Origin of the sequence: Acidovorax sp. SUPP950 (genome assembly GCF_030158935.1) — a bacterium.
GTDB lineage: Bacteria > Pseudomonadota > Gammaproteobacteria > Burkholderiales > Burkholderiaceae_C > Paracidovorax.
In genome coordinates, this window is sequence record NZ_BQXE01000004.1 from 40886 (window position 1) to 67600 (window position 26715).

At 65.6% G+C, this 26715-nt stretch carries 25 protein-coding genes and 2 tRNA genes; 26 read left to right on the forward strand and 1 reads right to left on the reverse strand.

From position 1 onward, the window contains the following. Positions 1-12: 12 nt before the first annotated feature. From AVME950_RS17115 to AVME950_RS17210, 20 genes are all read left to right on the forward strand, one after another. Positions 13-1230, forward strand: a complete 1218-nt coding sequence (locus AVME950_RS17115; protein ID WP_284430747.1) for a CaiB/BaiF CoA transferase family protein — start codon at positions 13-15, stop codon at positions 1228-1230. Next, a complete protein-coding gene (locus AVME950_RS17120) occupies positions 1227-2258 on the forward strand; it encodes a hydroxymethylglutaryl-CoA lyase (RefSeq protein ID WP_284430748.1) in 1032 nt (343 codons plus the stop codon). The genes AVME950_RS17115 and AVME950_RS17120 overlap by 4 nt, the downstream gene beginning before the upstream one ends. A gap of 87 nt (positions 2259-2345) precedes the next feature. After that, positions 2346-3323 carry a Bug family tripartite tricarboxylate transporter substrate binding protein gene (locus AVME950_RS17125; RefSeq protein ID WP_502868932.1) on the forward strand — a complete coding sequence of 326 codons (978 nt, stop codon included), beginning with the start codon at positions 2346-2348 and terminating at the stop codon, positions 3321-3323. A gap of 179 nt (positions 3324-3502) precedes the next feature. Next, positions 3503-4450, forward strand: coding sequence for a Bug family tripartite tricarboxylate transporter substrate binding protein (locus tag AVME950_RS17130; RefSeq protein ID WP_284430946.1), 948 nt, complete (start codon positions 3503-3505; stop codon positions 4448-4450). A gap of 249 nt (positions 4451-4699) precedes the next feature. Next, entirely contained in the window at positions 4700-5656 is a 957-nt protein-coding gene (locus AVME950_RS17135; RefSeq protein ID WP_284430750.1) for a MurR/RpiR family transcriptional regulator, read from the forward strand. Positions 5657-5748: 92 nt separating this feature from the next. Continuing rightward, on the forward strand, positions 5749-6756 hold the full coding sequence (locus tag AVME950_RS17140) for an isoaspartyl peptidase/L-asparaginase family protein (RefSeq protein WP_284398544.1): 1008 nt from the start codon (positions 5749-5751) through the stop codon (positions 6754-6756). A gap of 75 nt (positions 6757-6831) precedes the next feature. Beyond that, the gene (locus AVME950_RS17145; protein ID WP_272568660.1) at positions 6832-8715 is read left to right on the forward strand and encodes a dipeptide ABC transporter ATP-binding protein; all 1884 of its coding nucleotides are present in this window, start codon (positions 6832-6834) and stop codon (positions 8713-8715) included. Between the two features lie 97 nt (positions 8716-8812). Beyond that, positions 8813-10351 (forward strand): glutathione ABC transporter substrate-binding protein GsiB, encoded by a 1539-nt coding sequence (gsiB, locus tag AVME950_RS17150; RefSeq protein WP_284430751.1) that lies wholly within the window; start codon positions 8813-8815, stop codon positions 10349-10351. Positions 10352-10445: 94 nt separating this feature from the next. Further along, positions 10446-11366 carry a glutathione ABC transporter permease GsiC gene (gene gsiC / locus AVME950_RS17155; RefSeq protein ID WP_284412092.1) on the forward strand — a complete coding sequence of 307 codons (921 nt, stop codon included), beginning with the start codon at positions 10446-10448 and terminating at the stop codon, positions 11364-11366. 43 nt (positions 11367-11409) lie between these two features. Next, on the forward strand, positions 11410-12348 hold the full coding sequence (gene gsiD, locus AVME950_RS17160; protein WP_272568665.1) for a glutathione ABC transporter permease GsiD: 939 nt from the start codon (positions 11410-11412) through the stop codon (positions 12346-12348). Then, entirely contained in the window at positions 12345-13433 is a 1089-nt protein-coding gene (locus AVME950_RS17165) for a P1 family peptidase (RefSeq protein ID WP_284430752.1), read from the forward strand. The genes gsiD and AVME950_RS17165 overlap by 4 nt, the downstream gene beginning before the upstream one ends. Before the next feature lie 10 nt (positions 13434-13443). Continuing rightward, entirely contained in the window at positions 13444-14262 is an 819-nt protein-coding gene (locus tag AVME950_RS17170) for a M55 family metallopeptidase (RefSeq protein ID WP_284430753.1), read from the forward strand. Beyond that, positions 14259-15026, forward strand: coding sequence for an aspartate/glutamate racemase family protein (locus AVME950_RS17175; protein ID WP_284430754.1), 768 nt, complete (start codon positions 14259-14261; stop codon positions 15024-15026). The genes AVME950_RS17170 and AVME950_RS17175 overlap by 4 nt, the downstream gene beginning before the upstream one ends. Before the next feature lie 61 nt (positions 15027-15087). Then, positions 15088-17136 carry an excinuclease ABC subunit UvrC gene (gene uvrC / locus AVME950_RS17180; RefSeq protein ID WP_284430755.1) on the forward strand — a complete coding sequence of 683 codons (2049 nt, stop codon included), beginning with the start codon at positions 15088-15090 and terminating at the stop codon, positions 17134-17136. Between the two features lie 54 nt (positions 17137-17190). After that, positions 17191-17760, forward strand: coding sequence for a CDP-diacylglycerol--glycerol-3-phosphate 3-phosphatidyltransferase (gene pgsA, locus AVME950_RS17185; RefSeq protein WP_272568672.1), 570 nt, complete (start codon positions 17191-17193; stop codon positions 17758-17760). Positions 17761-18109: 349 nt separating this feature from the next. After that, complete coding sequence (locus AVME950_RS17190; protein ID WP_007858657.1) at positions 18110-18382, forward strand: HU family DNA-binding protein; 273 nt, start codon at positions 18110-18112, stop codon at positions 18380-18382. Between the two features lie 17 nt (positions 18383-18399). After that, positions 18400-18475: transfer RNA gene (locus tag AVME950_RS17195), tRNA-Val, on the forward strand. 59 nt (positions 18476-18534) lie between these two features. Continuing rightward, positions 18535-20457, forward strand: a complete 1923-nt coding sequence (locus AVME950_RS17200; protein ID WP_284430756.1) for a SurA N-terminal domain-containing protein — start codon at positions 18535-18537, stop codon at positions 20455-20457. A gap of 50 nt (positions 20458-20507) precedes the next feature. Next, positions 20508-20583: transfer RNA gene (locus AVME950_RS17205), tRNA-His, on the forward strand. Positions 20584-20731: 148 nt separating this feature from the next. Then, positions 20732-21004, forward strand: a complete 273-nt coding sequence (locus AVME950_RS17210) for a hypothetical protein (protein ID WP_284430757.1) — start codon at positions 20732-20734, stop codon at positions 21002-21004. Positions 21005-21074: 70 nt separating this feature from the next. Here the strand turns inward: AVME950_RS17210 and ygfZ are convergent, their stop codons facing one another. Further along, positions 21075-21992: a CAF17-like 4Fe-4S cluster assembly/insertion protein YgfZ gene (gene ygfZ / locus AVME950_RS17215; protein ID WP_284430758.1), complete on the reverse strand. Its 918-nt coding sequence runs from the start codon at positions 21990-21992 to the stop codon at positions 21075-21077. 46 nt (positions 21993-22038) lie between these two features. On the opposite strand from ygfZ, the gene mltG reads away from it, so the two are divergent. From mltG to AVME950_RS17245, 6 genes are read left to right on the forward strand one after another with little or no spacing between them, the layout of a single operon-like run. Next, positions 22039-23040, forward strand: a complete 1002-nt coding sequence (mltG, locus tag AVME950_RS17220) for an endolytic transglycosylase MltG (RefSeq protein ID WP_284430759.1) — start codon at positions 22039-22041, stop codon at positions 23038-23040. Between the two features lie 29 nt (positions 23041-23069). Continuing rightward, positions 23070-23750 carry a dTMP kinase gene (gene tmk, locus AVME950_RS17225; RefSeq protein ID WP_284430947.1) on the forward strand — a complete coding sequence of 227 codons (681 nt, stop codon included), beginning with the start codon at positions 23070-23072 and terminating at the stop codon, positions 23748-23750. Beyond that, positions 23747-24751 (forward strand): DNA polymerase III delta subunit-related protein, encoded by a 1005-nt coding sequence (locus tag AVME950_RS17230; protein WP_284430760.1) that lies wholly within the window; start codon positions 23747-23749, stop codon positions 24749-24751. Before tmk ends, AVME950_RS17230 begins: the two co-directional genes overlap by 4 nt. An 18-nt stretch (positions 24752-24769) precedes the next feature. Then, on the forward strand, positions 24770-25129 hold the full coding sequence (locus AVME950_RS17235) for a PilZ domain-containing protein (protein WP_272568678.1): 360 nt from the start codon (positions 24770-24772) through the stop codon (positions 25127-25129). A 60-nt stretch (positions 25130-25189) separates the two neighbouring features. Continuing rightward, the gene (locus tag AVME950_RS17240; RefSeq protein WP_284430761.1) at positions 25190-26002 is read left to right on the forward strand and encodes a TatD family hydrolase; all 813 of its coding nucleotides are present in this window, start codon (positions 25190-25192) and stop codon (positions 26000-26002) included. Continuing rightward, the gene (locus tag AVME950_RS17245; RefSeq protein ID WP_284430762.1) at positions 25999-26679 is read left to right on the forward strand and encodes an ankyrin repeat domain-containing protein; all 681 of its coding nucleotides are present in this window, start codon (positions 25999-26001) and stop codon (positions 26677-26679) included. The genes AVME950_RS17240 and AVME950_RS17245 overlap by 4 nt, the downstream gene beginning before the upstream one ends. The last annotated feature ends 36 nt before the right edge of the window (positions 26680-26715 follow it).

Below are 26715 nucleotides of genomic sequence, written 5' to 3' on the forward strand. Positions count from 1 at the left end.
GACGCGACAGGAATGACGACGACGACGGATACGACAGCAGCCCCCGCCGCCCTGGCCGGGGTGCGGGTGATCGAGATGGGCCAGTTGATCGCCGGGCCGTTTTGCGGCAAGACGCTGGGCGAGTTCGGGGCCGATGTGGTGAAGATCGAGGCGCCCGGCGCGGGCGATCCGCTGCGCAACTGGCGGCTGATCAAGGAAGGCACCTCGGTGTGGTGGCAGGTGCAGTCGCGCAACAAGCGTTCGCTGGCGCTGGACCTGCGCCAGCCGGAAGGGCAGGACATCGCACGCCGGCTCATCGCCGAGGCCGATGTGCTGATCGAGAACTTTCGCCCCGGCACGCTGGAGGACTGGGGCATGTCGCCCGAGGCGCTGCATGCGCTCAACCCCGGGCTGGTGATCCTGCGCATCTCGGGCTATGGGCAGACCGGCCCCTACCGCGACCTGCCGGGCTTCGGAATGATCGGCGAGGCCATGGGCGGCCTGCGCCACCTGACGGGCGAGCCCGGCCGCGTGCCGGTGCGCGTAGGCGTCTCCATCGGCGACACGCTGGCGGCGTTGCACGGCGCCGTGGGCGTGCTGACGGCGCTCTACCACCGCAAGGTGAATGGCGGCAAAGGCCAGGTGATCGACGTGGCGCTGCACGAAGCCGTATTCAACGTGATGGAGAGCCTCATTCCCGAGTACAGCGCCTTCGGTGCCGTGCGCGATGCAGCCGGCAGCGCGCTGCCGGGCATCGCGCCGTCCAACGCGTATCCGTGCACCGATGGCTGGGTCTTGGTGGCAGGCAATGGCGACAGCATCTTCAAGCGGCTGATGGACGCCATCGGTCGGCCCGATCTGGCGGCGGCGCCCGACCTGGGCAGCAATGCCGGGCGGGTGGCCCGGGTGGCGGAGATCGACGCGGCCATCGGCGAATGGACGGCCGGGCGCACCGTGCAGGCAGTGCTGGAGGGCCTGGGCGCCGCCCGCGTGCCCGCCGGCAAGGTGTATACGGCGCAGGACATCGCCGAAGACCCGCACTACCGCGCCAGAGACATGCTGCTGCCGCAGACCACGCGCGACGGCTATGTGGTCGAGGTGCCGGGCATCGTGCCCAAGCTGTCGGGCACGCCGGGCACGATCCGCTCCAGTGCGCCTCACCTGGGCGACGACACCGATGCGGTGCTGGCCGAGGCGGGCCTGACCGCCCAACAGATCGCGCTGCTGCGCAGCAAGGGGGTGATCCAATGACCGCGACTCGCAACCCGTCGAACGGGGCGGATGAAACGGGCGAAGCCCGGGCCGGCGTGTGGAGCGGCAACGGCCGCCGCATTCACCTGCAGGAAGTGGGAACGCGCGACGGCCTGCAGATGGAGCAGGCCTTCGTGCCCACGGCAGACAAGATCGCGCTGGTCGATGCGCTGTCGGCAGCGGGCCTGTCGAAGATCGAGGTGACGGCGTTCGTCTCGCCCACGGCGATACCGGCGCTGCGCGATGCCGAGATCGTGATGCGCGAGATCGTGCGGCGCCCCGGCACGGTGTACAGCGCGCTGGTGCCCAACGTGCGCGGCGCCGAGCGCGCCATCGAGGCGCACACCGACGAGCTGAACCTGGTCATGTCCGCCAGCGAGACGCACAACCTGGCCAACCTGCGCATGGCGCGCGCGCAGTCGTTCGCGGCGCTGTCGCAGGTGGTGGCCACCGCCCAGGCCGCGGGCGTGGCGGTGAACGTGTCCCTGTCGTGCGTGTTCGGCTGCCCGATGGAAGGCGATGTGGCGCCGGCGCAGGTGTTTGGCTGGGTGCAGCGCTTCGCCGACCTGGGCGTGCGCGGCATCACCCTGTGCGACACGACCGGCATGGCGTATCCGACCCAGGTGGCGCAGCTCACCGCCGCCGCCCGGGCGCGCTGGCCGGGCGTGGATTTCACGCTGCACTTTCACAACACGCGCGGCATGGGGCTGGCGAACGTGCTCGCCGCCATCGATGCGGGGGCGGACCGTTTCGATGCGTCGCTCGGCGGCCTGGGTGGCTGCCCCTATGCGCCGGGTGCGTCGGGCAACGTGTGCAGCGAGGAGGTCGCACACGCGCTGCAATGGATGGGCTACGACACGGGCGTGGATCTTTCGCAGCTGATCGCCGCGGCGGCCAGGTTGCCCGGGCTGATCGGCCACGACATTCCCAGCCAGATCGTGAAGGCGGGGCGCCGGCTGGACCTGCACCCGGTGCCGGACGGCTTCGAGGCGATCCGCGACCGGGCACGGGCGCGCGAAGCCGCCTGAACGCCGGGCGGCAGCGGCCTTCCCGCGGGAAGGCCCGCGGGAAGGCGCGGCGCGATGCATCGACAAAAACCCAAGGAGACAAAAATGATGGACACGCATTCACTCTCGCGCCGCGCGGCGCTGGGCACGCTGCTGTGCGGCATGGCGGGCACGGCCCTGGCGCAGGCGGGCTACCCCCAGCGCGCGATCACCCTCGTGGTGCCGCAGCAGGCCGGTGGCGCCAACGACGCGATCGCCCGCGTGGTGGCGCAAAAGCTGTCGGAACAACTGGGCCAGCCGGTGGTGGTGGACAACCGCCCCGGCGCGGGCGGCAATGTGGGCACGGCCGCGGCGGCCAAGGCCCGGCCGGACGGCTACACCCTGCTGCTCACGGCGGACAGCGCGCAGGTCATCAACCCCTGGCTCTACCAGCACACGGGGTTCGACCCGGTGAAGGATTTCGAGCCGGTGGCGCCGCTGGCCACGGCGGGCTACGTGCTGGTGGCGAACCCGGCGTTTCCAGCGTCCAACGTGGCCGAGCTGGTGGCGCTGGCCAAGGCGCACCCGGGCCAGTACGCCATCGCCTCGGCGGGCAACGGCACGCTCAACCACCTGATCGGCGAGATGCTGCAAAAGACCGCGGGCATCACGCTGCAGCACGTGCCCTACAAGGGCTCCGCCGCGGCGGCCACGGACGTGGTGGGTGGGCAGGTGCCGCTGTCGGTGCAGAGCCTGCCGTCCTCCATCGCCTTCATCAAGGCCGGCAAGCTCAAGGTGTTGGGCGTGGTGAACACGCGGCGCGTGGCGGCCTTGCCGGACGTGCCCACCATCGGCGAGACGCTGGCGGGCTTCGGCCAGACACCGTGGTACGGGCTTTTCGCGCCGGCCGGCACCCCGCCCGCCGTGGTCGCGCGGCTGCAGGCCGAGGTGGCCAAGGCGCTGGAGCAGAAAGACGTGGCCGAGCGGCTCGCCGCCGTGGGGTGCGAGCCCTACAAGGGCAACTCGGCGCAGCTGGCTGCGCTGGTGCGGGACGACCTCGCGCGCTGGGGCCGGGCGGTGAAGGACACCGGGGCCAAGCTGGATTGACGGCAGGCCGACCCGCCCGTGCGGACCGAGGGCGGGGCGCGACCTGCCGCCGCAGGGCTTTTTTTCTTTTGAATTTCAAAAAACCAAGGAGACATGGCATGAGAACGACAACGACAACGACAACGAAAGCGACAACGGTCACCCCGACCGCCCCTTGCGCATCCCGCCGCCTGGCGGCGATGGCCATCGCGCTGGCTGCGGCCTTCGCCGGCCCCGCCTGGGCGCAGGGCGGCTATCCGAACAAGCCGGTGACCCTGGTGGTGCCCACCGCCGCGGGCGGCACCACGGACCTGTCCGCGCGCATGCTCGCGCAGGCCCTGGGCCCGGTGCTGGGCCAGTCGGTGGTGGTGGACAACAAGGGCGGCGGCAACGGCAACATCGCCGCCGGTGCCGTCAAGCGGGCCGAGCCCGATGGGTACACGCTGCTCATGCAGTACTCGGGCTATCACGTGATCTCACCGCTGCTCACCCGGCAAAAGCAATGGGAGCCGGGCGATTTCCAACCCATCGCGAACGTGCTGTCGGCGCCGCAGATCATCGTCGTGCGCGATGGCCTGCCCGTGAAGACGCTGGCCGATCTGATCGCCTACGCCAAGGCGCATCCCGGCAAGCTCAACTACGCCTCGTCCGGAAACGGCTCGCTGCAGCACGTCACCGGTGCCATGCTGGAGCAGCAGGGCGGCGTGAAGATGGTGCACGTGCCGTACAAAGGCACCGGCCCGGCGCTGCAGGACCTGCTGGGCGGTCAGGTGGACCTGACCTTCGGCACCGCGCCACCGTTCATGCCCCACATCCAGGCCGGCAAGCTGCGCGTGCTGGCGGTCACTGGAAAGCAGCGCCTGGCCAGCCTGCCGGACGTGCCCACCACCGCCGAGGCGGGCTACCCCAAGGTGGATGCCACGTCGTGGTTCGCGCTGTTCGCCCCGGCCCATGTGCCCAAGGCGGTGGTGGACAAGCTGGTGGCCGATGTGCGCACCGTGGTGCAAAACCCCGCATTCCAGCAAAAGGCCCTGGAGCAGGGCGCCACCGCCGACTACCAGGGACCGCAACCGCTCGCCGAGCGGGTGAAGGCCGATCTGGCCAACTGGGCACAAGTGGTCAAGGCCTCCAGGATCGAGGCGGACTGATCGTTCGTCGCCCCTCGGGCTGCCCGCTGAGGGCCCTCCAGCCATCGAAGCCCTGCGCAGTGCGCAGGGCTTTTTGCTTTGTGCGCTCCGTGGTGCGCCGAGACAGCGGGAGGGCCGCCGTGAACAGGACCCTTCATGCGCTTGTAAAAATTCTTTGAATGATTGAATTTTTTCTTTAATATGACGGTGTTGTAAATTTTTTATCAAAAGCGGCTGAACGCTTTCCCCCACCCACCTGGCACCTGTCCCATGTCCGCTGTTCCCGACCCGAGCACCGAAGCCCCCACGATCGCCATCCGCATCGGCCGGGTGCGCCCCACGCTCACGCGGTCGCACCAGCAGATGGCGGACTACGTGCTGGCCCACCCGCTGCAGGCGGCCACCATGCCCATCGACGAACTCGCGGCGGCGGTGGGCGTTTCCATCGCAACAGCCAACCGCTTCGCCCGGGCCATCGGCCTGGACGGCTACCCCATGCTGCGGGCCGAGCTGGTGCGCGGTTTCGAAGCCATGCTGGCGCCCATCGAGAAGATGCGCATCAAGCTGGAAAAGCCCAGCAGCATCGGCGATGTGTTCGCCGCCGCGCTGGAGGAAAGCCAGCGCAACATCGCCGCCACGCGTGAGGCCCTGGACCCGGCCGCGTGCGAGGCCGCCGTGCAGGCCATCGTGGGGGCGCGGCGCATCTACCTGGCCGGCTTCGGCGCCAGTGGCTGGCTCGCCGGGCTGCTGCAGCGCGGGCTGGATGCGCATTGCGACGGCGTGCACCTGCTGGCCGGGGTGGCGGGTGCGTCCTACGGCGCGCGGCTGCTGCCTCGCATGGGCGAGGAAGACCTGTTCATCGCCATCAGCTACCCCCGCTACCTGACCGACACCGTCGTGCTGGCGCAGGGCGCCTTCGAGCGCGGCGTGCGCGTGCTGGCATTGACCGACGGGCTGCAGTCGCCCCTGGTGCCCTTCGCCCACGGCTGCCTGTTCGCGCAGACCGAAAACCAGTACGCGGCCAATTCCGAATCGTCGGCGCTGGCCATGATCGAGGCGCTCACCAGCGCAGTGGCGCACCAGGCCAAGGAGTCGGTGAAGACCGCGGCGCGCATGACCGAGGCGGTGCTGCCCTGGCTGCACGACAGCTCGCGCACGCGGCTGGCGCCACGCTCGGCCGACACCGCCGCCAGGAAGCCCGCTGCCAAGGGCAGTGGCCGCGCCTGAACGGCGGCCGCATCCATCGCTCCCGATCGCCTTTCGCCTGGCCGATTGATTCGTTCCCATCCACTTCGCTGACCGGTTTTGCCGCTTCTTCCATGACCGTTTTTCCGTCTCCTTCCGGCCGTCCCGTTCCGGTGATCGCCATCCACGGCGGTGCCGGCACGCTGAGCCGCGCGCAGATCGACGCCCGGCAGGAGCGGGCCTACCACGGTGTGCTGCAGGACGTGCTGCGCGCCGGGCAGGCGGTGCTGGAGCAGGGCGGGTCCGCCGCCGATGCGGTGTGCACGGCCGTGCAGTTGTTGGAAGATTGCCCGCTCTTCAACGCCGGGCATGGCGCGGTGTTCACCGCCGACGCGACCCATGAACTGGATGCCGCGCTGATGGAGGGCGCCACGCTGGCGGCCGGCGCGGTGGCCGGCGTGCGCCACGTGCGCAACCCCATCCTGGCGGCCCGCGCGGTGCTGCGCCAGGGCCAGCATGTCCTCATGGCGGGCGAGGGCGCCGAGCGCCTGGCGCGCGATGCTGGGCTGGCCATGGTCGAGCCCCACTACTTTTCGACCGAAGCCCGGCGCGCCCAGTTGCTGGCCGCGCAGGCCCGCCAGTCGGGCGCGGTGCTGGACCACGACGGGGCCGCTGCAATGGCCGGCCTGTCGGGCCGCGCGCTGGACGAAGACCGCAAGATGGGCACCGTGGGCGCGGTGGCGCTGGATGCCCAGGGCCACCTCGCGGCGGCCACCTCCACGGGCGGCATGACCAACAAGCGCCCCGGCCGCGTGGGCGACAGCCCGCTCATCGGCGCGGGCACCTATGCGGACGACCGCACGGCCGCCGTGTCGTGCACGGGGCATGGCGAAGCCTTCATCCGCGTGAGCGCGGCGCATGACATCTGTGCGCGCATGGCCTACGGCGGCGCCTCGCTGGAGGCGGCTGTCGATGCCGTGGTGCATGGCGCGCTGCCTGCCGTGGGCGGCACCGGGGGCCTGATCGCGGTGGACCGCCACGGCAACGTGTGCCTGCCGTTCAACACCGAGGGCATGTACCGCGGGCTGGCCCGCGTCGGCCACGCGGCCGAGTCCTTCATCTTCCGCACCCCGGATGCATGAAGCCCACGGGCCGATGCATCGACCGACCGACTGGCTGCCTGATCGCCTGACCGAATTTCCTATCCCTGTCCTGCCATGACCCCAACCCCTTCGAGCGCGACGACCTCCCTGGCCCTTGCAGAGCAGCGCGTGCTGGCCGTGGACGATATGACGGTCCGCTTTGCCAATTCCGAGCGCACGGTGGACGCCGTGCGCAACCTGTCCTTCCACGTGGACCGGGGCGAAACGCTGGCCATCGTGGGCGAGTCGGGCTCGGGCAAGTCCGTCACCTCGCTGGCGCTGATGCGGCTGGTCGAGCATGGCGGCGGAAAGATCGTGGGCGGCTCCATCGCGCTGCGCCGCAGCAGCGGGCAGGTGCTGGACATGCGCCGCGCCAGCAACGCCACGCTGCAGTCGGTGCGTGGTGCCGACGTGGCCATGATCTTCCAGGAGCCCATGACCTCGCTGAACCCCGTGTTCACGGCGGGCGAGCAGATCGCGGAGTCCATTCGCTACCACCAGGGCAAGGACCGGGCGGCGGCGCGCGCCGAGGCGCTGCGCATGCTGGAGCTGGTGCGCATTCCCGAGGCGCGCAACGTGCTCGACCGGTTTCCGCACCAGCTGTCCGGCGGCATGCGCCAGCGCGTGATGATCGCCATGGCGCTGTCGTGCAAGCCGCAGCTGCTCATCGCCGACGAGCCCACCACCGCGCTGGACGTGACCATCCAGGCGCAGATCCTGCAGCTGATCCGCCAACTGCAGGAAGAGATGCGCATGGGCGTGATCTTCATCACCCACGACATGGGCGTGGTTGCCGAAGTGGCTGACCGCGTGCTGGTCATGTACCGCGGCGACAAGGTGGAAGAGGGCCCTTCCGCCCAGATCTTCGCCGCCCCGCAGCATGCCTACACGCAGGCGCTGCTGTCGGCCGTGCCCAAGCTGGGCGCCATGCAGGGCACCGACCTGCCGCGGCATTTCGAACTGCTGCGACCATCCGGCGATGCCGCGACGGCGCCGGTCCTGCAATCCACGCCGGTGGATACGCGCCCCGCAGGGGCCCAGCCCATCCTGCGGGTGAAAGACCTGGTGACGCGTTTCGACCTGCGCTCGGGGCTGTTCAACCGCGTCAAGCGCCGCGTGCACGCGGTGGAGAAGGTGAGCTTCGACCTCTATCCGGGCGAGACGCTGGCGCTGGTGGGTGAGTCCGGCTGCGGCAAGTCCACCACGGGCCGCTCGCTGCTGCGGCTGGTGGACAGCCAGAGCGGTGCCATCGAGTTCGGCGGGCGCAACATCCTGGACCTGCCCACGAGCGAGGTCCAGGCGCTGCGCCGCGACATCCAGTTCATTTTCCAGGACCCGTTCGCCTCCCTCGACCCGCGCCTGACCGTCGGCTTTTCGATCATGGAGCCGCTGCTGGTGCACAAGGTGGCCAGTGGCCGGCAGGCGCAGGAGCGCGTGGACTGGCTGCTGGAAAAGGTGGGGCTGCCGCGCGACTACGCGCAGCGCTACCCGCACGAGTTCTCGGGCGGCCAGCGCCAGCGCATCGCCATCGCACGGGCGCTGGCCCTCAACCCCAAGGTGGTGGTGGCGGACGAATCCGTGTCGGCACTGGATGTGTCCATCCAGGCACAGATCGTCAACCTGATGCTGGACCTGCAGCGCGAACTGGGGGTGGCGTTTCTTTTCATCTCGCACGACATGGCCGTCGTCGAGCGCATCAGCCACCGCGTGGCGGTGATGTTCCTCGGCCAGATCGTGGAGATCGGACCGCGCCGCGCCATCTTCGAGAACCCGCAGCATGCCTATACCAAAAAGCTCATGTCCGCCGTGCCCGTCGCCGACCCGGCGCGCCGGCACCTCCGGCGCACGCTGCTGGAGGGGGATATTCCCAGCCCCATCCGCGCGGTGGGCGACGAGCCCGTGGTGCTGCCGATGGTGCAGGTGGGACCCGGCCATTTCGTGGCGCCGCAAGGGGGGTGATGTTTCCAACTCGAATTGACCTTCAGCGCTTGCCTGACAAGCGAAAGCAGCTATCCATTTTGAAAACCCCTGATCTTTTCCACACCGGAGTTCACCCATGAAGAAAGCTTCCACCCGCCGCATCGCCTTCAGCCTGCTGGCCCTGGCCATGTCCGGCTCCGCGCTGGCCGCCGGCAACGCCGTGCTGGCCATCTACCAGCAGCCCGAGACGCTCGACCCCTACAACACCAACACGACCATCACCACGGCCGTGACCAAGAGTTTCTATGAAGGCCTGTTCGCGTTCGACAAGGACATGAAGGTCAAGAACGTGCTGGCCGAGAGCTACGAAGTGTCGAACGACGGCCTCGTCTATACCTTCAAGCTGCGCTCGGGCGTCAAGTTCCACGACGGCACCGACTTCAACGCCGCCGCGGCCAAGGCCACCCTCGACCGCGTGATGAACCCCGAGAACCGCCTGCTGCGCGCCAACCAGTTCAACCGCGTCGCCAAGGTCGAGGCCGTGAACCCGACCACGCTGCGCATCACGCTCAAGGAGCCCTTCGGCCCCTTCATCAATGCGCTGGCCCACGCCTCGGCCGCGATGATCTCGCCCGCCGCGCTGGCCAAGTGGGGCAGCAAGGACATCGCCTTCCACCCCGTGGGCACCGGCCCGTTCGAGTTCGTCGAATGGAAGCAGACCGAGGCCATCGTGGGCAAGAAGTTCGCGGGCTACTGGAAGAAGGGCTATCCCAAGGTCGATCAGGTCACCTGGAAGCCTGTGATCGAGAACAACACCCGCGCTGCCATGCTGCAGACGGGCGAGGCCGACTTCGCCTTCACGCTGCCCTATGAGCAGATCGCCACGCTCAAGAAGAGCGACAAGGTCACGGTGGTGTCCGCGCCGTCGATCATCCAGCGCTTCCTCACCTTCAACATGCTGCAAAAGCCGTATGACAACCCCAAGGTGCGCGAAGCGATCGGCTACGCCATCAACAAGGAAGCGCTGGCCAAGGTGGCCTTCAACGGCCATGCCTTCCCGGCCCAGGGCTTCGTGCCGCAGGGCGTGGAATACGCGGTGAAGATGCAGCCCATTCCCTACAACGTGGCCAAGGCCAAGGAACTGCTGAAGGAAGCGGGCTACCCCAACGGTTTCGAATCCGTGTTGTGGAGCGGCTACAACAACACCACCAGCCAGAAGGTGATCCAGTTCATTCAGCAGCAGTTGCAGCAGGTCGGCATCAAGGTGTCGGTGCAGGCACTGGAGCCCGGCCAGCGCGCCGAGCAGGTGGATTCGTGGCCCGATCCCAAGACCGCCAAGGTGCGCCTGTACTACATCGGCTGGTCTTCCTCGACCGGCGAGGCCGACTGGGCGTTGCGCCCCCTGTTCTCCACGGAGTCGTGGGCGCCGAAGCTGGCGAACTACGCCTTCTATAGCAACCCCGTGGTGGACGAGTCCATCGCCAAGGCGCTGCTGACCACCAACGGCGCCGAGCGCGCGGCGCTCTACAAGACCGCGCAGGAGCAACTCGCCAAGGACCTGCCGCGCATCCCGCTGGTGACGGAGGACGTGCTGTACGCCCACGCCAAGCGCCTGTCCGGTGTGCATGTGATGCCCGACGGCAACATCAACAGTGACGAGATCGACCTGAAATAACAGGCCAAGACCGCCCCGCACGCTGATCCGGCGTGCGCGGGGCTGCTCCTGTTTTCATCAAAAAACACATCGCTGCGCCCGCAGCGCCGCACCCATGCTGAACTACTTTCTCAAACGACTGCTGGGACTCTTGCCCACGCTGCTGATCGTGGCTGTGCTGGTGTTCCTGTTCGTCCACATGCTGCCCGGCGACCCCGCGCGCCTGGCGGCGGGGCAGGACGCCGACGAGGCCGCCGTCGCGGTAGTGCGCCACGACCTGGGCCTGGACAGGCCGCTGCCCGAGCAGTTCGTGCACTTCTTCACGCGCATGGTTCAGGGCGACTTCGGCAAGTCCATCCGCACCGGCCGCACGGTGGCGGCCGAGATCGGCGAGCGCTTCATGCCCACGCTGGCGCTCACGGTCACCAGCATGGTCTGGGCGGTCATCTTCGGCATGGGCATCGGCATCATCTCGGCCGTGTATCGCAACCAATGGCCCGACCGGCTGGGCATGACGCTGGCGGTATCGGGCATCTCGTTTCCCGCGTTCGCGCTGGGCATGGTGCTGATGCAGGTGTTCTCGGTCAACCTGGGCTGGTTGCCCACGGTGGGTGCGGCAAGCTGGCAGCACTACATCCTGCCCTCCATCACGTTGGGGGCGGCCGTTGCCGCGGTGATGGCGCGCTTCACCCGCGCGTCGTTCGTCGAGGTGGTGCAGGAAGACTTCGTGCGCACGGCGCGCGCCAAGGGGCTCAACGAGCGCCTCGTGATCTTGAAGCATTGCCTGCGCAATGCGCTCATTCCCGTCATCACCATGATGGGGCTGCAGTTCGGCTTCCTGCTGGGCGGCTCCATCGTGGTGGAGGCCGTCTTCAACTGGCCGGGCCTGGGCCGCCTGCTGGTGGATGCCGTGACCATGCGGGACTACCCCGTGATCCAGACGCTGGTGCTGCTGTTCTCGCTGGAGTTCATCCTCATCAATCTCGTGGTGGACATGCTCTACGGCTTCATCAATCCCACCATCCGCTACAAGTGACCACGGCGGCCTGCATCCCATTCCACGAACACGAAGAGACGGTATGACCACGCCCTCCATCCCCACGCCCCCCGATGCCGCGCAACTGGCGGCCGCCTCGGTGGCGCCTGCCGCTGCCAGTTCCGGCGCGGTCCGCACGCCCTGGCGCGAGTTCTGGCGCAAGTTCAAGAAGCAGCGCGTGGCCATGGTGGCGCTGGCTTTCGTGCTGCTGCTGGTGCTGGTGGCCGTGCTGGCACCGGTCCTGGTGCCTTACGACCCCGAAGGCTTTTTCGACTACGAAAGGCTGAACGAACTGCCGTCGGCCGTCCACTGGTTCGGCGTGGACCCGCTGGGGCGCGACATCTTCAGCCGCATCCTGATGGGCGCGCGAATCTCGCTGGCGGCGGGATTCCTGTCGGTGCTCATCGGCTGCCTGATCGGCACGACCCTCGGTCTGCTGGCCGGGTACTACGAGGGATGGTGGGACCGCGTGGTGATGCGCATCTCGGACGTGCTGTTCGCCTTCCCCGGCATCTTGCTGGCGCTCGGCGTGGTAGCCATCCTGGGCAGCAACATGACGAACGTTATCGTGGCCGTGGCGGTGTTCAGCGTGCCGGCCTTCGCGCGGCTGGTGCGCGGCAACACGCTGGTGCTCAAGCAGATGACCTACATCGAATCGGCGCGCAGCATTGGTGCGTCGGACTGGACCATCATCGTGCGGCACATCCTGCCGGGCACGATCTCTTCGATCGTCGTGTACTTCACGATGCGCGTGGGCACCTCGATCATCACGGCGGCCAGCCTGTCGTTCCTGGGCATGGGCGCGCAGCCGCCCACGCCGGAATGGGGCGCCATGCTCAACGAGGCCCGTGCGGACATGGTGAACGCACCGCACGTGGCGCTGTTCCCCAGCCTGGCCATTTTCCTGACCGTGCTCGCCTTCAATCTGCTGGGGGACGGCTTGCGCGATGCCCTCGACCCGAAGATCGACCGGCAGTCATGAGACCGTCTTCGACAGGCATCACGGCGGCATTGGTGCCGCCACGCATCGGCAACCTGCTGGCCGGGCCACTCGATGCCATCACCGACGTGGCGGGCGTGACCGTGGGGCATGCGACGCGCGATGACGGTCCGGTGCAGACCGGCGTCACCGTGATCCATCCGCATGGGCTGGACCCCTATCGCCACAAGGTGCCGGCCGGTGCGTCGGTGATCAATGGCTTCGGCAAGAGCGTGGGCCTGGTGCAGTTGGCGGAATTGGGGCAACTGGAGACGCCCATCGCGTTGACCAACACCTTCTCTGTCGGCGCCATGGCCCAGGCGCAGATCCGCCAATGCATCGAGGCCAATCCGGAGACGGGCAGGGCGCTGCCCACGGTCAATCCGCTGGTGCTGGAGTGCAATGACGGTTTTTTGAACGACATCCAGCGCATGGCCCTGGACGGGGGCGACTACCTGGCGGCGTGCGGCAACGCCGGCGCGCGCGCGGCACAGGGTTCGGTGGGTGCGGGGCGGGGCATGTCGAGTTTCCAGCTGAAAGGCGGCATCGGCACGGCGTCGCGCCGGGTGCCGCTGCGCCAGGGGGGCATCTGCACGGTCGGCGCACTGGTGTTGGCCAACTACGGGCTGCTTCCGAACCTGGTATGGGGCGGCAAGGCCATCGGTGCCGAAGTGGCCACCCTGCTGGACGACAGCGCGCGCGCGCAGTCTGCGGAGACCGAACGCGGCTCCATCATCATGGTGCTTGCCACCGATGCGCCGCTGGATGCCCGCCAACTGAACCGCCTGGCCCTGCGCGCGGGCGCAGGTCTGGCACGCACCGGCTCAGTCTACGGCCATGGCAGCGGCGACATCGCCCTGGCGTTCTCCACGGGCTACACCCTGCCGCATCTGGCGGACCAGCCCATGCCGGCCACGCCGATGCTGCACGAAACCTTGCTGGACGGCCTGTTCCAGGCAGCGGCCGACAGCGTGGAGCAGGCCATCGTCCATGCCCTGTGGCATGCCACGCCCGTCACCGGCCGGGATGGGCACCACCGCCCTGCATTGCGCGGGTTGCTGCCCTGTCTGCCCGCATCGATTTCCTGAAGACCCCTCCATGAAAATTCTCATTTCCGTCGATATCGAAGGCGTCGCGGGCGTCTACCACCCCGAGCAGGTGCGGCCCGGCAATCCCGAATACGAGCGCGCGCGGCGCCTGATGGCGGCCGAGGCCAACGCGGCGATCGCCGGCGCCTTCGATGCCGGGGCCTCCGAGGTCTACGTGAACGATTCGCACGGTGGTTTCCGGAACATGCCGCCGGACCTGCTCGACGAACGCGCGCAGGCCATCCAGGGCAAGCCCCGCTACCTGAGCATGGTGGCGGGCGTGGAACTGGGCATGGACGGCGTGTGCATCATCGGCTATCACTCCCGAGCCCAGGGGCGCGGCATTCTGGCCCACACCATCAACAGCTTCGCCTTCGCGCGCATCGCCTTCAACGGCCAGGAACTGGGCGAGGCGGGGATCTATGGCGCCCTGGCAGGCGCCTATGGGGTGCCGGTGATCATGGGGTCGGGTGACGACGTGTTCATCGCGGAAACCCAGCCGCTGTTTCCCCAGGCCCGGTTCGTGCAAACCAAGCGGGCGACGGGCCAGACGAGCGGCATCAGCCTGTCGCCCGCGCAGTCCTGCGCGGCCATCCGGGCGGGCGTGGCGGCAGCCGTGCAGGATTGTGCTGCCATACCGCCTTTTCGCATCGAGGGCGAGATTCTGGTGGACGTGCAGGCCCAGACGCCTGCCCTGGCCGATCTGTTCTGCCAGTGGCCCACGCTGGAGCGCGCGGCCTCCAACGCCGTGCGCTTTCAGGCACCGGACACCGAGTCGGCCGTGCGAATGGTCAATTGCCTATCGGCCATGTCGAGCATGCTGCGATGAACGGCGAACCGCATTTTTTTGGCGCGCCCGCGAAGGTCGGCATCCTGGCCGGCATGGGGCCGGCGGCAGGTGTGGATTTCGCCCGCCTGTTCCTCAAGGCGTCCGAGCGCTGGCTGCGGGACCATGGTTTGGCGGTTCAGGACCAGGCATACCCCGAGCACTGGATGGCACAGGTCCCGGTGGCGGACCGGTCCCGCGCGCTCAGCGATGCAAACGCACCGCAGCCGTTGGACGAAATGGCGCGGGTGCTGCAGCAACTCTCTGCCGTGGGCGCCCGCGCCGTGGCCATCTCGTGCAACACCGCGCACGCCTGGCACGCTGCACTGCAGGAGCGGGTGCCGTCCGTGGACCTGCTGCACATCGCACGTGAGACTGCCGCCGAATTGCAGCGGCGGGGCATCCGCAAAGTGGCGCTGCTGGCCACGCAAGGCACCTACGGCATGGGCCTATACGACACCGTCATGGCGGCCCATGGCATCGAATGCGTGATTCCCGATTCCTCCGAGCGTGAAGAACTCATGCAGGGCATCTACCAAGGGGTCAAGGCCGGGAACCTGGCGTTGGCGCAGGCATGTTTCACGCGCGTGGGCAGGCAGTTGCGTGGGCGCCATGGCGATGGCATCGCCTTGATCATGGCCTGCACCGAAATCCCGCTGGCCTTGCCCCAGGCCCCGCAAGCGCAAGGCTGGACATTGATCGATCCTTCCGAAATCCTGGCCATGGCGCTGGCCCGCAAGGCCTACGAAGGGCACGTCGGGCACTGATCCGGCAGGGCTTGGCCGTTGCGGCATGCGACGGGGCGCAGAGACTGGCCACAATAGCGCCATGTCCGATGTGCATTCCCCCGAACTCCTCGCGCAAGTGGCCGCGCTGCCGCCGCTGCCGGGTGTCTACCGCTACTTTGATGCGCAAGGCGCCTTGCTCTATGTGGGCAAGGCACGCAACCTCAAGAAGCGCGTCTCCAGCTACTTCACCAAGACCCATGGCGGTACGCGGATCGGCCACATGGTGGGCCGGATCGTCCGGCTGGAAACCACGGTGGTGCGCTCCGAGGCCGAGGCACTGCTGCTGGAAAACAACCTCATCAAGTCGCTGAATCCGAAATACAACATTCTGTTTCGGGACGACAAAAGCTATCCGTATCTCAAGATCACCGGCGTGGCCGGCAAGGACGGCACCGGCGAGGCGCCAAGCCAGCTCTTCCCGCGCATGGCCTACTACCGCGGCGCCATCGACAAGCGGCACCGCTACTTCGGTCCTTACCCGGGGGCCTGGGCGGTCAAGGAAACCATCTTGCTGCTGCAGAAGGTTTTTCGCCTGCGCACCTGCGAAGACACGGTGTTTGCCAACCGCACCCGGCCCTGCCTGTTGTATCAGATCAAGCGCTGTACCGGTCCCTGCGTGGATTTGATCTCGCCCCAGGCCTACGCGAGCGATGTCGCGCATGCGGAAGCCATGCTGCGGGGCGAGACGCAAGAGCTGCTGCGATCGATGGAGGCCCGCATGATGGAGCATTCCGGCCGCCTCGAGTTCGAGCAGGCAGCCGATGTACGCAACCAGATCACCGCGCTGTCGCGCGTGCTGCACCAGCAGGCCATCGAAACCGTGTCCGACAAGGATGTGGACATTCTGGCAGTGAAGGTGCTGGGGGGGCGCGCCTGCGTGAATCTGGCCATGGTGCGGGGAGGTCGGCACCTGGGCGACCGGGCGTACTTTCCCGTGCACGTGGAAGACGCTGCGGCCGTATTCCAGGCAGAGGAGGCCGCGGACGACGCTGGGTCCACGAGTGAGGCCGCTTCCATTGAAGGCGGGCAGGGCGGTGAATTGGCTGGCGCCACGGTGGATGAAGGAAAGTCGGCTCAGTCCATGCGTTCTGCACCGGCGCGTTCCGTCGAGGCGCAGGTGCTGGAGGCCTTCATCGCGCAGCATTACATCGGCGTGCCGGTGCCCCCTGCGCTCATCGTGAGCCACCCGGTCGATCGCGCACTGATCGATGCGCTGTCCCAACAGACCGGCGTGCGGGTGACGGCGGTGCACCAGCCGCGGGAGCAGCGCCGCGCCTGGCTGGACATGGCTCAGAAAAATGCAGACATCCAGCTGGCCCGCCTGCTGGCCGAAGAGGGTTCGCAGCAGGCGCGTACCCGGGCCCTGGCTGAGGCGCTGGACCTGAGCGAAGAGGACCTCGATACCCTCACGATCGAGTGCTTTGACATCTCGCACACGGCGGGCGAGTCCACCCAGGCGTCTTGCGTGGTGTTCCACCATCACAAAATGCAGAGCAGCGAGTATCGGCGCTTCAAGATCGAAGGCATCACGGGCGGAGACGACTATGCAGCCATGCGGCAGGTGCTCATGCGCCGCTACAGCAAGGTCGCGGAAGCACAGCGCGAGGCCGGGGGCGCGGACCCCGCGCCAGGCCAAGCCCGGCTGCCCGACCTGGTGCTGGTGGACGGCGGCAAGGGGCAGGTGAGCATGGCGCGCGAGGTGTTCACCGAACTCGGCCTGGACCTCAGCCGCATCGTCGGCGTTGAAAAAGGCGAGGGCCGAAAGGTGGGGCTGGAAGAGCTGGTGTTTGCCGATGGGCGTGAAAAGGTCTACCTGGGCCGGGACTCTGCTGCCTTGATGCTGGTCGCTCAGATCCGCGACGAGGCGCACCGCTTCGCCATTACCGGCATGCGGGCGGCGCGGGCCAAGGTGCGTGTGGGCGGGGGGCAACTGGAAGAGATTCCGGGCGTGGGGCCGAAGAAGCGGGCGCGGCTGCTTCAGCGGTTCGGCGGCGTGCGCGGTGTCGCAGCGGCCAGCGTGGAGGACCTGATCACGGTGGAGGGCATTTCGCGCGATCTGGCCGAGGAGATCTATCGCGCGCTGCGTTGACTGGATTGGCCTCGTTCGGCGATGGTGGCCGAACGGGCATGACACAATCGCCGCATGTTCCTGACCATCCCCACCATCATGACCTGGACGCGCATTGTCGCGATACCTTTGATCGTGGGGGTGTTCTACGCGCCACTGGAGCCGACCACGCGCAATCTCATCGCGACGGTGATGTTCGTCATCTTCGCCGCGACGGACTGGCTGGATGGCTATCTGGCGCGCAAGCTCAACCAGACCTCGTCGTTCGGCGCCTTCCTCGACCCGGTGGCAGACAAGTTCCTGGTCTGTGCCTCCTTGCTCGTGCTCGTGCATCTGCAGCGGGCCGATGTCTTCGTTGCGATGATCATCATCGGGCGCGAAATCGCAATCTCGGCACTGCGCGAGTGGATGGCGCAAATCGGCGCGTCGCGCAGCGTGGCTGTGCACATGCTGGGCAAGGTCAAGACCACGGTGCAGATGATCGCGATCCCTTTTCTTCTGTACGACGGACAGCTGTTCGGCGTGGTCGACACGGGCGTCTGGGGCACATGGCTGATCTGGATTGCCGCTGTGCTCACGGTGTGGTCGATGGTGTATTACCTTCAGAAGGCGCTTCCGGAAATTCGGGCGCGGGTCAAGAAGTGACGGTGCATTGCATCGTGAATGGACGGGTGGTGCGAGCACGGAAATTCCGTCCAGCAGATTGTCAATACGGGATGTGCCTATGGGCGCAACGCCACCGAGAAAAAGCCCTTGGAAGCCCCGGCCCGCTTCACAAATGCGTCTAGAATTCGCTGCTACGCTGCCGTAAAACGGCGCACTGTATTGACACCCGGAAAGTCGATGGCTTTAATCTGACACAGCAGAATCTGCCCCAGTGTCAGCCCTTCCCCGCCTGCTTGATGTGCCACTTCGTTGCGGCTCGGTACGGCGCGTGTCGGAGGGCCAGATTTGCAAAAGACATTCCATCCACTCTTTTCCCGAGAGGCTTCTTGTGAATAAAACCGAACTGATTGAGCACATTGCTAACAACGCCGACATCTCCAAGGCTGCAGCAGCGCGAGCGCTGGAGTCCACGATCGAGGCGGTCAAGAAGACCCTGAAGAAGGGCGGTACGGTGTCTCTCGTCGGTTTTGGCACTTTTGCCGTGGGCAAGCGCGCTGCGCGCACCGGCCGTAATCCCCGTACGGGCGATACGATTAAGATCAAGGCTGCTAAAGTCCCGAAGTTCCGTCCAGGCAAGGCATTGAAGGATGCTCTGAACTGATGGTTTATGTTTAGGTGGGGTGCTTAGCTCAGTTGGTAGAGCGGCGCCCTTACAAGGCGTAGGTCGGCGGTTCGACCCCGTCAGCACCCACCACTGAACAAAAAGGCGAACGCGAGTTCGCCTTTTCTTTTGTCGCCACTGAAAGATCGCACATGTTCGAATCCATCCGCAAGCACTCCAAGATCGTGATGTTCTTGCTGTTCTTGCTGATCATTCCGTCTTTTGTCCTTGTCGGCATCGACCGCAGCTACTTCTCCAGCAAGAGTCCAGTGGTCGCACGCGTCGATGGCCACGACATCACGCAGGACGAATGGGACAACGCCCATCGCGCTGAAACGGACCGCATTCGCGCGCAATCTCCCACGGTGGATGCCAAGCTGCTCGACACGCCTCAGGCGCGCTATGCGACCTTGGAGCGGATGGTGCGTGATCGTGTTTTGCAGACCGCCGCGCAGAAGATGCACCTCATCGCCAGCGACGCGCAGCTGGCCCGCACTTTGCAGGGCATTCCTGCCATCGCGAATCTCAGGCGCCCGGATGGCACGCTGGATGCGGAGGCCTATCGCGCCATCGTAGGAGCCCAGGGACTGACGCCGGAAGGTTTTGAAGCCAATGTGCGCCGCGACATTTCCGTGAATCAGGTGATGTCGGGTGTGCTGGGTTCGGCCTTCAGCAGCAACGCACAATCTCAACTGGCGCTGGACGCGTTGTATCAGCGGCGCGAAATCCAGATCGCGCGCTTCAATGCCGCCGACTTCGCCACCAAGGTCACGCCTTCGGATGCCGACCTGGAGGCTTATTACACGTCGCATGCAGCGTCGTTCCAGCAGTCCGAGCAGGCCAACATCGAATATGTGGTGCTGGACACGAATGCAGTGCAGTCCAGCATCGTCGTGAACGAAGAAGACCTGCGCACCTACTACAAGCAAAATCTGGAACGCTTGGCTGGCAAGGAAGAGCGCCGCGCCAGCCACATCCTGATCAATGCGAGCAAGGACGCCCCTGCTTCTGATCGTGAAAAAGCCAAGGCACGTGCGACCGAACTGCTGGAGCAGGTTCGCAAGGCCCCTGGCACGTTCGCCGAATTGGCCAAGAAATACTCGCAGGATACTGGCTCCGCAGCCTCTGGCGGAGATCTGGATTTCTTCGCCCGCGGTGCGATGGTCAAACCGTTCGAGGATGCCGCCTTCTCCATGAAGAAGGGCGAGATCAGCAACGTGGTGGAGTCCGACTTCGGCTATCACATCATTTTGTTGACCGACATCAAGGCGCCCAAGCAACCCAGCTTCGAGCAATTGCGCCCCACGCTGGAGACAGAGCTGAAGCAGCAGCAGGCCCAACGCAAGTTTGCGGAAGTGGCCGAAGCGTTCACCAACGGGGTGTACGAACAGGCAGACGGTCTGCAATCCGTCGCAGAGAAGCTCAAGCTCAAGGTGCAGACCGCCAATGGCGTGATGCGCACGCCTGCTGCGGGGGCGCAGGGGCCTTTGGCCAATCAGCGCTTCCTGGAGGCTCTGTTCTCCCCGGATTCGCTGGAGCACAAGCGGAACACCGAAGCCATCGAAACCGGGCCCAGCGCCCTGGTGGCCGGGCGAATCACGTCGTATACGCCTGCGCGTGCATTGCCGCTGCAAGATGTTCGTGCCCGCGTGAAGGATTTGTATGTGGCTGAGAAGTCCGCGGAAATGGCTCGCAAGGAAGGTGAAGCCAAGCTTGCGGCCTGGAAGGCTGCACCTGCATCGGCCACAGGCCTCGCGCCTGCACTCACCGTTTCTCGGGATCAGCCGCAGAATCTGCCTCGGCCTGTGATCGATGCCGCGCTGCAGTCCAATGTGGATGCTTTGCCTTCATGGACTGGCGTGAGCCTGGGCGCCCAGGGCTACGCTGTGGTGAAGGTCAACCGCTTGGTGCCCCGTCCTGCCCCTGATGAGGCGGCAAACCGCCAACAACATCAGCAGTATGCGCAGGCTGCAGGTTCCGCAGAAGCGTTGGCATATTACGAATTGCTGAAAGACCGCTTCAAGGTGCAGTTCAAGGTACCTCGCCCAGCGGTTGCGCCTGTTCTGGAAAATTGATGGCTTTTTCTCAGAGGTCGATTGATTTGTGGGTATAATTTGAGTCTGCGGTGGCTGTAGCTCAGTTGGTAGAGTCCAGGATTGTGATTCCTGTTGTCGTGGGTTCGAGCCCCATCAGCCACCCCAAAATCACCAAAGCGCTGCAATCGAAAGGTTGCAGCGCTTCTTTTTGTGCGCGTGGTGTTTGCCGATTTCAGATTGCCCATGAATTGTTCGTGGCGTGACTTGCACAAGGCCAAGCCGCCTACAAAAACTGTGAGGCTACCTGCTCAGAATGGAAAAAGTTCTGAAAGGGCTCGAGATGCATGAGAAACACGCGCAAGAGACAGTTTTTGGAGTGGCCGACGGGGCTACTTACACAGCCGAGTTGTGTCTGAGCAAGGCAGGACGCTATTACTTCGCACAGATCCAGGTAGACGGCCATAACCTGCCTCTACCCGAAGACCACTGGGCCACCCGTGACGAAGCCATGGTTGCGCTCTCCGATTTTGCTTCTGGGGCCCGTAAACTGGATGAGCCGCAAGTGGCAGGTGCTACGAAAAAATGATTCTGCTCACCGAGAGAGCGAATTCAATCCAAGGGCCTGCACGAACCTTCATTCAGGCCTTCAGTTCGATTCAGATGTCTTCCAGCAAAGCATAAGGTAGCGTGCCTAACGCAAGGGGCACGCCCTCTGCGCCGCCTGCGCGAAGCGATTCGCCCGTGGAGGCGATTTGCAGCGACACCAGGGCGTCCATGCCCCCCGTGGGAGACTCCGCTGTTTGCACGACCAAACCGCAGGGTTGTTCTGCATCGCTGGCGGCGAACACCTCCGATCCCACCATGATCGGACGGGCTGCATGGGCGAGATAGGTGCGTCGTTTCAACGTGCCGCGGAATTGACTGCGAGCCACGATCTCCTGGCCGGGATAGCAGCCCTTCTTGAAATTCACTCCCCCAACGGATTCGTAGTTCAACATCTGGGGCACGAACACATCCACCAGGGGGGCTGTCAGAGTCGCGACTCCGCTCTGAACTTCGCCCCACTCCCACATGCCGGGTGCGAGCAAATTCCCGACCGGCGCAGGGGCGGTGGTCGGTGCCACCCATAGTGCGCGCGGCTGACCCACTGCCGGATACAGATGCACCACGGTGGCAACGTCCCGCTTGGCTTTGGACCACGGTGAGGGTGGCTCACCCGCTGCCAGAGCGGTCACCGCATTCCCTGCCAAGCCATACAGGGCGAAATCTGCCGTGGCATCGCTCAACCGTGCCTTGGCACGCAGCACGAACATGGACAGCCGTTTGAGCGTAGGAGCGAGCAGGTCGCCACTGCAGATCAACAGCACTTCCGTGGCGCTGCGCTTGAAGCCGATGAAGCTGGCCTGCACCCGTCCCTTGGCGGAAAGGAATGCGGCCAATCGGGCCTCCTCCATACCCAGCAGCGCGAAATCCTGGGTGAGCTGGCCATGCAGGAATTTCGCTGCATCTTCCCCTTCCACGCGAATCACGCCGAGGTGGGAAAGGGGGGCTATGCCGTTCAAGGGATAAGTCATGGCTGAATTATGATGCCCGGTTACTTCCCTACAGGCTGCCAAGGTTGTGCGTCGTTTTTTCGCGTTGTTGCTAGTCATTGTGTGCTCCGCCACTGCGGCAGCGGTGTGGTGGTTGCACCAGCCCATGCCCGTTCGCAGCGGCGTGTCCTCCGCGCAGCCGCTGGAGTTGGCGATCGAGCCAGGCACTACGCCCCGCGGTGTAGCGCGTGATGTGGTCGCCGCCGGTGTCGACTCCGATCCACGTCTGCTCTACGCCTGGTTTCGCTTGTCCGGTCAGGATCGCCTGATCAAAGCCGGGAACTACGAAATTCCGCCAGGCACCACCCCACGCGAGCTGCTGCAAAAACTCGTGCGTGGGGAAGAGGCTCTGCGCGCCGTCACCTTGGTAGAGGGATGGACCTTTCGGCAGGTCCGCCAGGCGCTGGCGCGCGAAGAGCAGCTAAAGCCCGATACCAAAGGCCTCGCTGACGACGCCATCATGGCGCGCCTCGAGCGTCCCGGCGTGCCGGCGGAGGGCCGCTTTTTCCCCGATACCTACACCTATGCCAAAGGCAGCAGCGATTTGTCCGTGCTTCGCCGGGCGATGCATGCCATGGACCGGCGGCTGGAGGCGGCTTGGGCGCAACGTGCGGCGGACACGCCTTTGCGAAGCGCCGACGAAGCCCTCACCCTGGCGAGCATTGTGGAAAAGGAAACGGGCCGTTCTTCCGACCGCGCACAGATCGCGGGCGTCTTCAGCAACCGATTGAAGGCGGGCATGCTGCTTCAAACCGATCCCACCGTGATTTACGGTCTGGGTGAAAAATTCGACGGCAACCTGCGCCGACGTGACCTGCTTGCGGACACGCCCTGGAACACCTACACCCGTCCCGGCCTTCCCCCGACGCCCATCGCCATGCCGGGCAAGGCCTCGCTCATCGCTGCAGTCCAGCCGGAGAAGACCAACGCCTTGTATTTCGTTGCCCGAGGCGACGGGACCAGCCAGTTCAGCCCGACCCTCGATGAGCACAACCGGGCCGTCAACCGCTACCAGCGGGGGCAGCCTTGACCACGCCCCAACCCGGCAGAAAGTCCACCATGGAGCCAGCGGGACGGTTCATCACATTCGAAGGCATCGACGGTGCGGGCAAGTCATCGCACATCGATGCCTTGGCGGCTGCCTTTCGGCGTCACGGCCAGACCGTCACGGTCACCCGGGAACCCGGCGGCACGCCGTTGGCGGAAAAGATTCGCGCGCTTTTGCTGAATGACGCCATGGACGCTCTCACGGAGTCGCTGCTGGTGTTCGCGGGGCGCCGCGACCACCTGCGCTGCGTGATCGAGCCTGCGTTGGCAAGGGGCGAGGTGGTGCTGTGCGACCGCTTCACGGATGCCACTTTCGCGTATCAGGGAGGAGGACGCGGCTTCGACGCGAAGGTGCTATCTATTTTGGAGCGCATCACCCAATCAGGTAACGCACTGGAGCCTGAAAAAATGCGTGATCCTGATCTGACGATCTGGTTCGATCTCCCTCCGGAGACAGCCGCAGCACGCCTGGCCGATGCACGTGCTCCTGATCGCTTCGAATCGCAGCCTGCCGAGTTTTTTGGCCGGGTGCGGCAGGGTTATGCCGATCGCGCCTCTGCTGCGCCGCAGCGCTTCGTGCGCCTGGACGCAGGACAGCCCCGGGAAGCGGTGTGGTCGCAATTGGCAGGCGCGCTGGTCCAGCGAGGCTGGCTGCAGTCGGGCACTTCAGACGTCGGCGCGGGTGCACCATGAGCCATCCTCGATTGATCGCCCCGTGGATTGCCGCACAACGCCAGACGCTGCTGGCACAGCGGGGTCATGCGTGGCTGCTGAGTGGCCCGTCCGGGCTGGGCCAGTATGCGTTGGCGATGGAGTTGGTACGAGCCTGGTTGTGCGATACGCCCACAAATGATGGCGCATGTGGTCACTGCGGCAGTTGCCATGCGGTCGAGGTCAGAACGCATGCGGATCTTTGTGTACTCATGCCCGAGACGCAGATGATGGAGCGCGGCTGGCCATTGCCAGAGAAGGCGCAGTCTGAGATCGACGACAAGAAGCGCAAGGCCAGCCGCGAGATCCGCGTGGATGCCATGCGGGACGCCGTGCAGTTCGCGCAGCGCACATCCGCCCGCGGGCGTGGTAAGGCTGTGCTCGTGTACCCGGCCGAGCAGATGAACAACGTCACGGCCAATGCGTTGCTCAAGACGCTGGAAGAGCCGGCAGGCGACGTGCGATTTGTCCTGGCCACCGAGGCCGCGCACCAGTTGCTGCCCACTATCCGAAGCCGCTGCCTGGGGCACACGATGCAATGGCCGTCTGAGTCCGACATGGTGAATTGGCTGGTTCAGCAAGGTCTGGAATCCGATGCTGCCAGCGCATTTCTGCGTGCATGCGGCGGTCGTCCCGACGACGCACTGAGCCTGGCCCGCGCCGGACGCAGCCCGCAATCGTGGTCGCAGCTGCCCAAGGCGGTCGCCCGGGGCGATGTCACGGCGTTGGCCGATGCCTCTCCTGCCCAGGCGGTGGACGCGTTGCAAAAAATTTGCCATGACCTGATGGCGTGCCGGGTCGGCGCGGCGCCACGCTACTTTGCAGTGGAGGACCTGCCGACGCCGCCGGGCATCGGGCCGTTGAGCCGCTGGGCGAAGGCTTTGGCAAAAGAGGCACGTACCGCCGATCACCCCTTCAATGCGGGGCTCATGCTGGAAGCGCTTGTTGCGCAGGCGCGAAACACCCTACACTCGCGCCATTGAAGAAGACGCCCCAAGACCATGAGCAGCCCCTCTACCGCGCCCCGTCCCAGCGTCATGCAGCTGGCCATCAAGGAGAAGGCGGCTCTGTATGCGGCCTATATCCCCTTGTTTGCCGAAGGCGGCATCTTTGTGCCGACGCAGCGCGAATACAAGCTGGGCGATGATGTCTACGTGCTGCTGACGTTGCCGGAAGACACGCAGCGGTATCCCGTAGCGGGGCGAGTGGCCTGGGTGACCCCCGCGCGGGCGGCCGGGAATCGGACACAGGGTGTCGGCATTCAGTTTCCGAGGGATGAGAAATCCCGCATTCTCAAGCTCAAGATCGAAGAGTTGCTTGGAACCAGTCTGGGGTCGGACCGGCCGACCCAGACCCTCTGAGCGCCCCGCGCCTTTGCCATGCCGACCGACTGCCGGTCGGCATTTTTGTTTGGATTGCGCATGTTCACAGATTCCCACTGCCATCTCACCTTTCCTGATTTGGTCTCCCAACTGCCAGCCATTCGCCAGGCCATGTCCGATGCCAGCGTGGATCGTGCGCTCTGCATCTGCACTACCCTGGAAGAGTTCTCCGATGTGCACGGGCTGGCCATGGCCTACGACAACTTCTGGAGCAGCGTGGGCGTTCATCCCGACAACGAAGGCATTGCCGAACCATCCGAGCAGGACCTGCTCGATCGTGCTGCCTTGCCGAGGGTGATAGCCATCGGCGAGACCGGTCTCGACTACTACGGCATGGAAGATCGGAAAGGAGGGCGTAGCATCGCTGATCTGGAATGGCAGCGTGATCGTTTCCGCACGCACATCCGTGCTGCCCGCACGTGCGGCAAGCCCTTGGTCATCCATACGAGAAGCGCGTCGGACGACACCCTGGCGATCCTGCGCGAAGAGGGCGAGAACGGGATTGGAAACCTGGCTGGCGGGGTATTCCACTGTTTCACCGAGACCGCAGAGGTGGCTCGCGCGGCCCTCGATCTGGGCTACTACATTTCGTTTTCCGGCATTGTGACGTTCAAGAGCGCCCAGCATTTGCGGGATGTGGCGGCTTTCGTGCCGCTGGATCGGATGCTCATCGAAACCGACAGCCCCTACCTTGCGCCGGTGCCCTACCGTGGCAAGACCAACAACCCATCGTATGTCCCTTTCGTGGCGCAACAACTGGCTGAGGTCAAAGGGATGCCCGTGCAGGAGGTGGCGCTGGCCACGAGCCGCAATTTCGACACACTGTTCTTTTCTGGAGCCACCCCATCATGATGGTCCGTCGCCGAGTGCTTGCTTCCTTTGCTTTGGCCGCCGCGGCGCTGTGCGGCGCATGTGCCCACGCCGGTGCGTATGAGGATTTCTTTACCGCCGTATTGCGCGACGACGACTCCGGCATCAACTCGCTGGTACGCCGGGGATTCGATCCGAATACGCGCAATCCGAAGGGTGAGGTCGCGCTCACGCTTGCCTTGAAAGAAGGTTCCATGCGCGCCTTTGCGGCGCTGATGGCGGCCAAGGGTATCAAGGTGGAGGAGCGGAACGTCAAGGATGAAAGCCCGCTGATGTTGGCCGCGATCAAGGGCAATGTCGAGGCGGCGCGCGCGCTCATTGCCAAGGATGCCGATGTCAACAAGACGGGGTGGACGCCTCTGCACTATGCAGCTTCCGGCACCACGCCGCAGCAGGCGGCCATCACCACGCTGCTACTGGAAAATCACGCCTACATCGACGCCGCCTCGCCCAACGGCACCACGCCCTTGATGATGGCGGTGAGCTACGGCACGGCCGACGTGGCCAAGCTGCTGCTGGACGAAGGAGCGGACCCCACGTTGCGCAATCAGATCGGTCTGGGTGCCGCTGACTTCGCGCGGCGTGCCGACCGCAAGGACATGGAGGAACTCGTGGCTGAGGCCGTGCGCCGGCGGCAACCTCGCCGCGGACAGTGGTAAGGCGGCGAAGCGTTTCGCCCTCGGTCGGACCTGAGC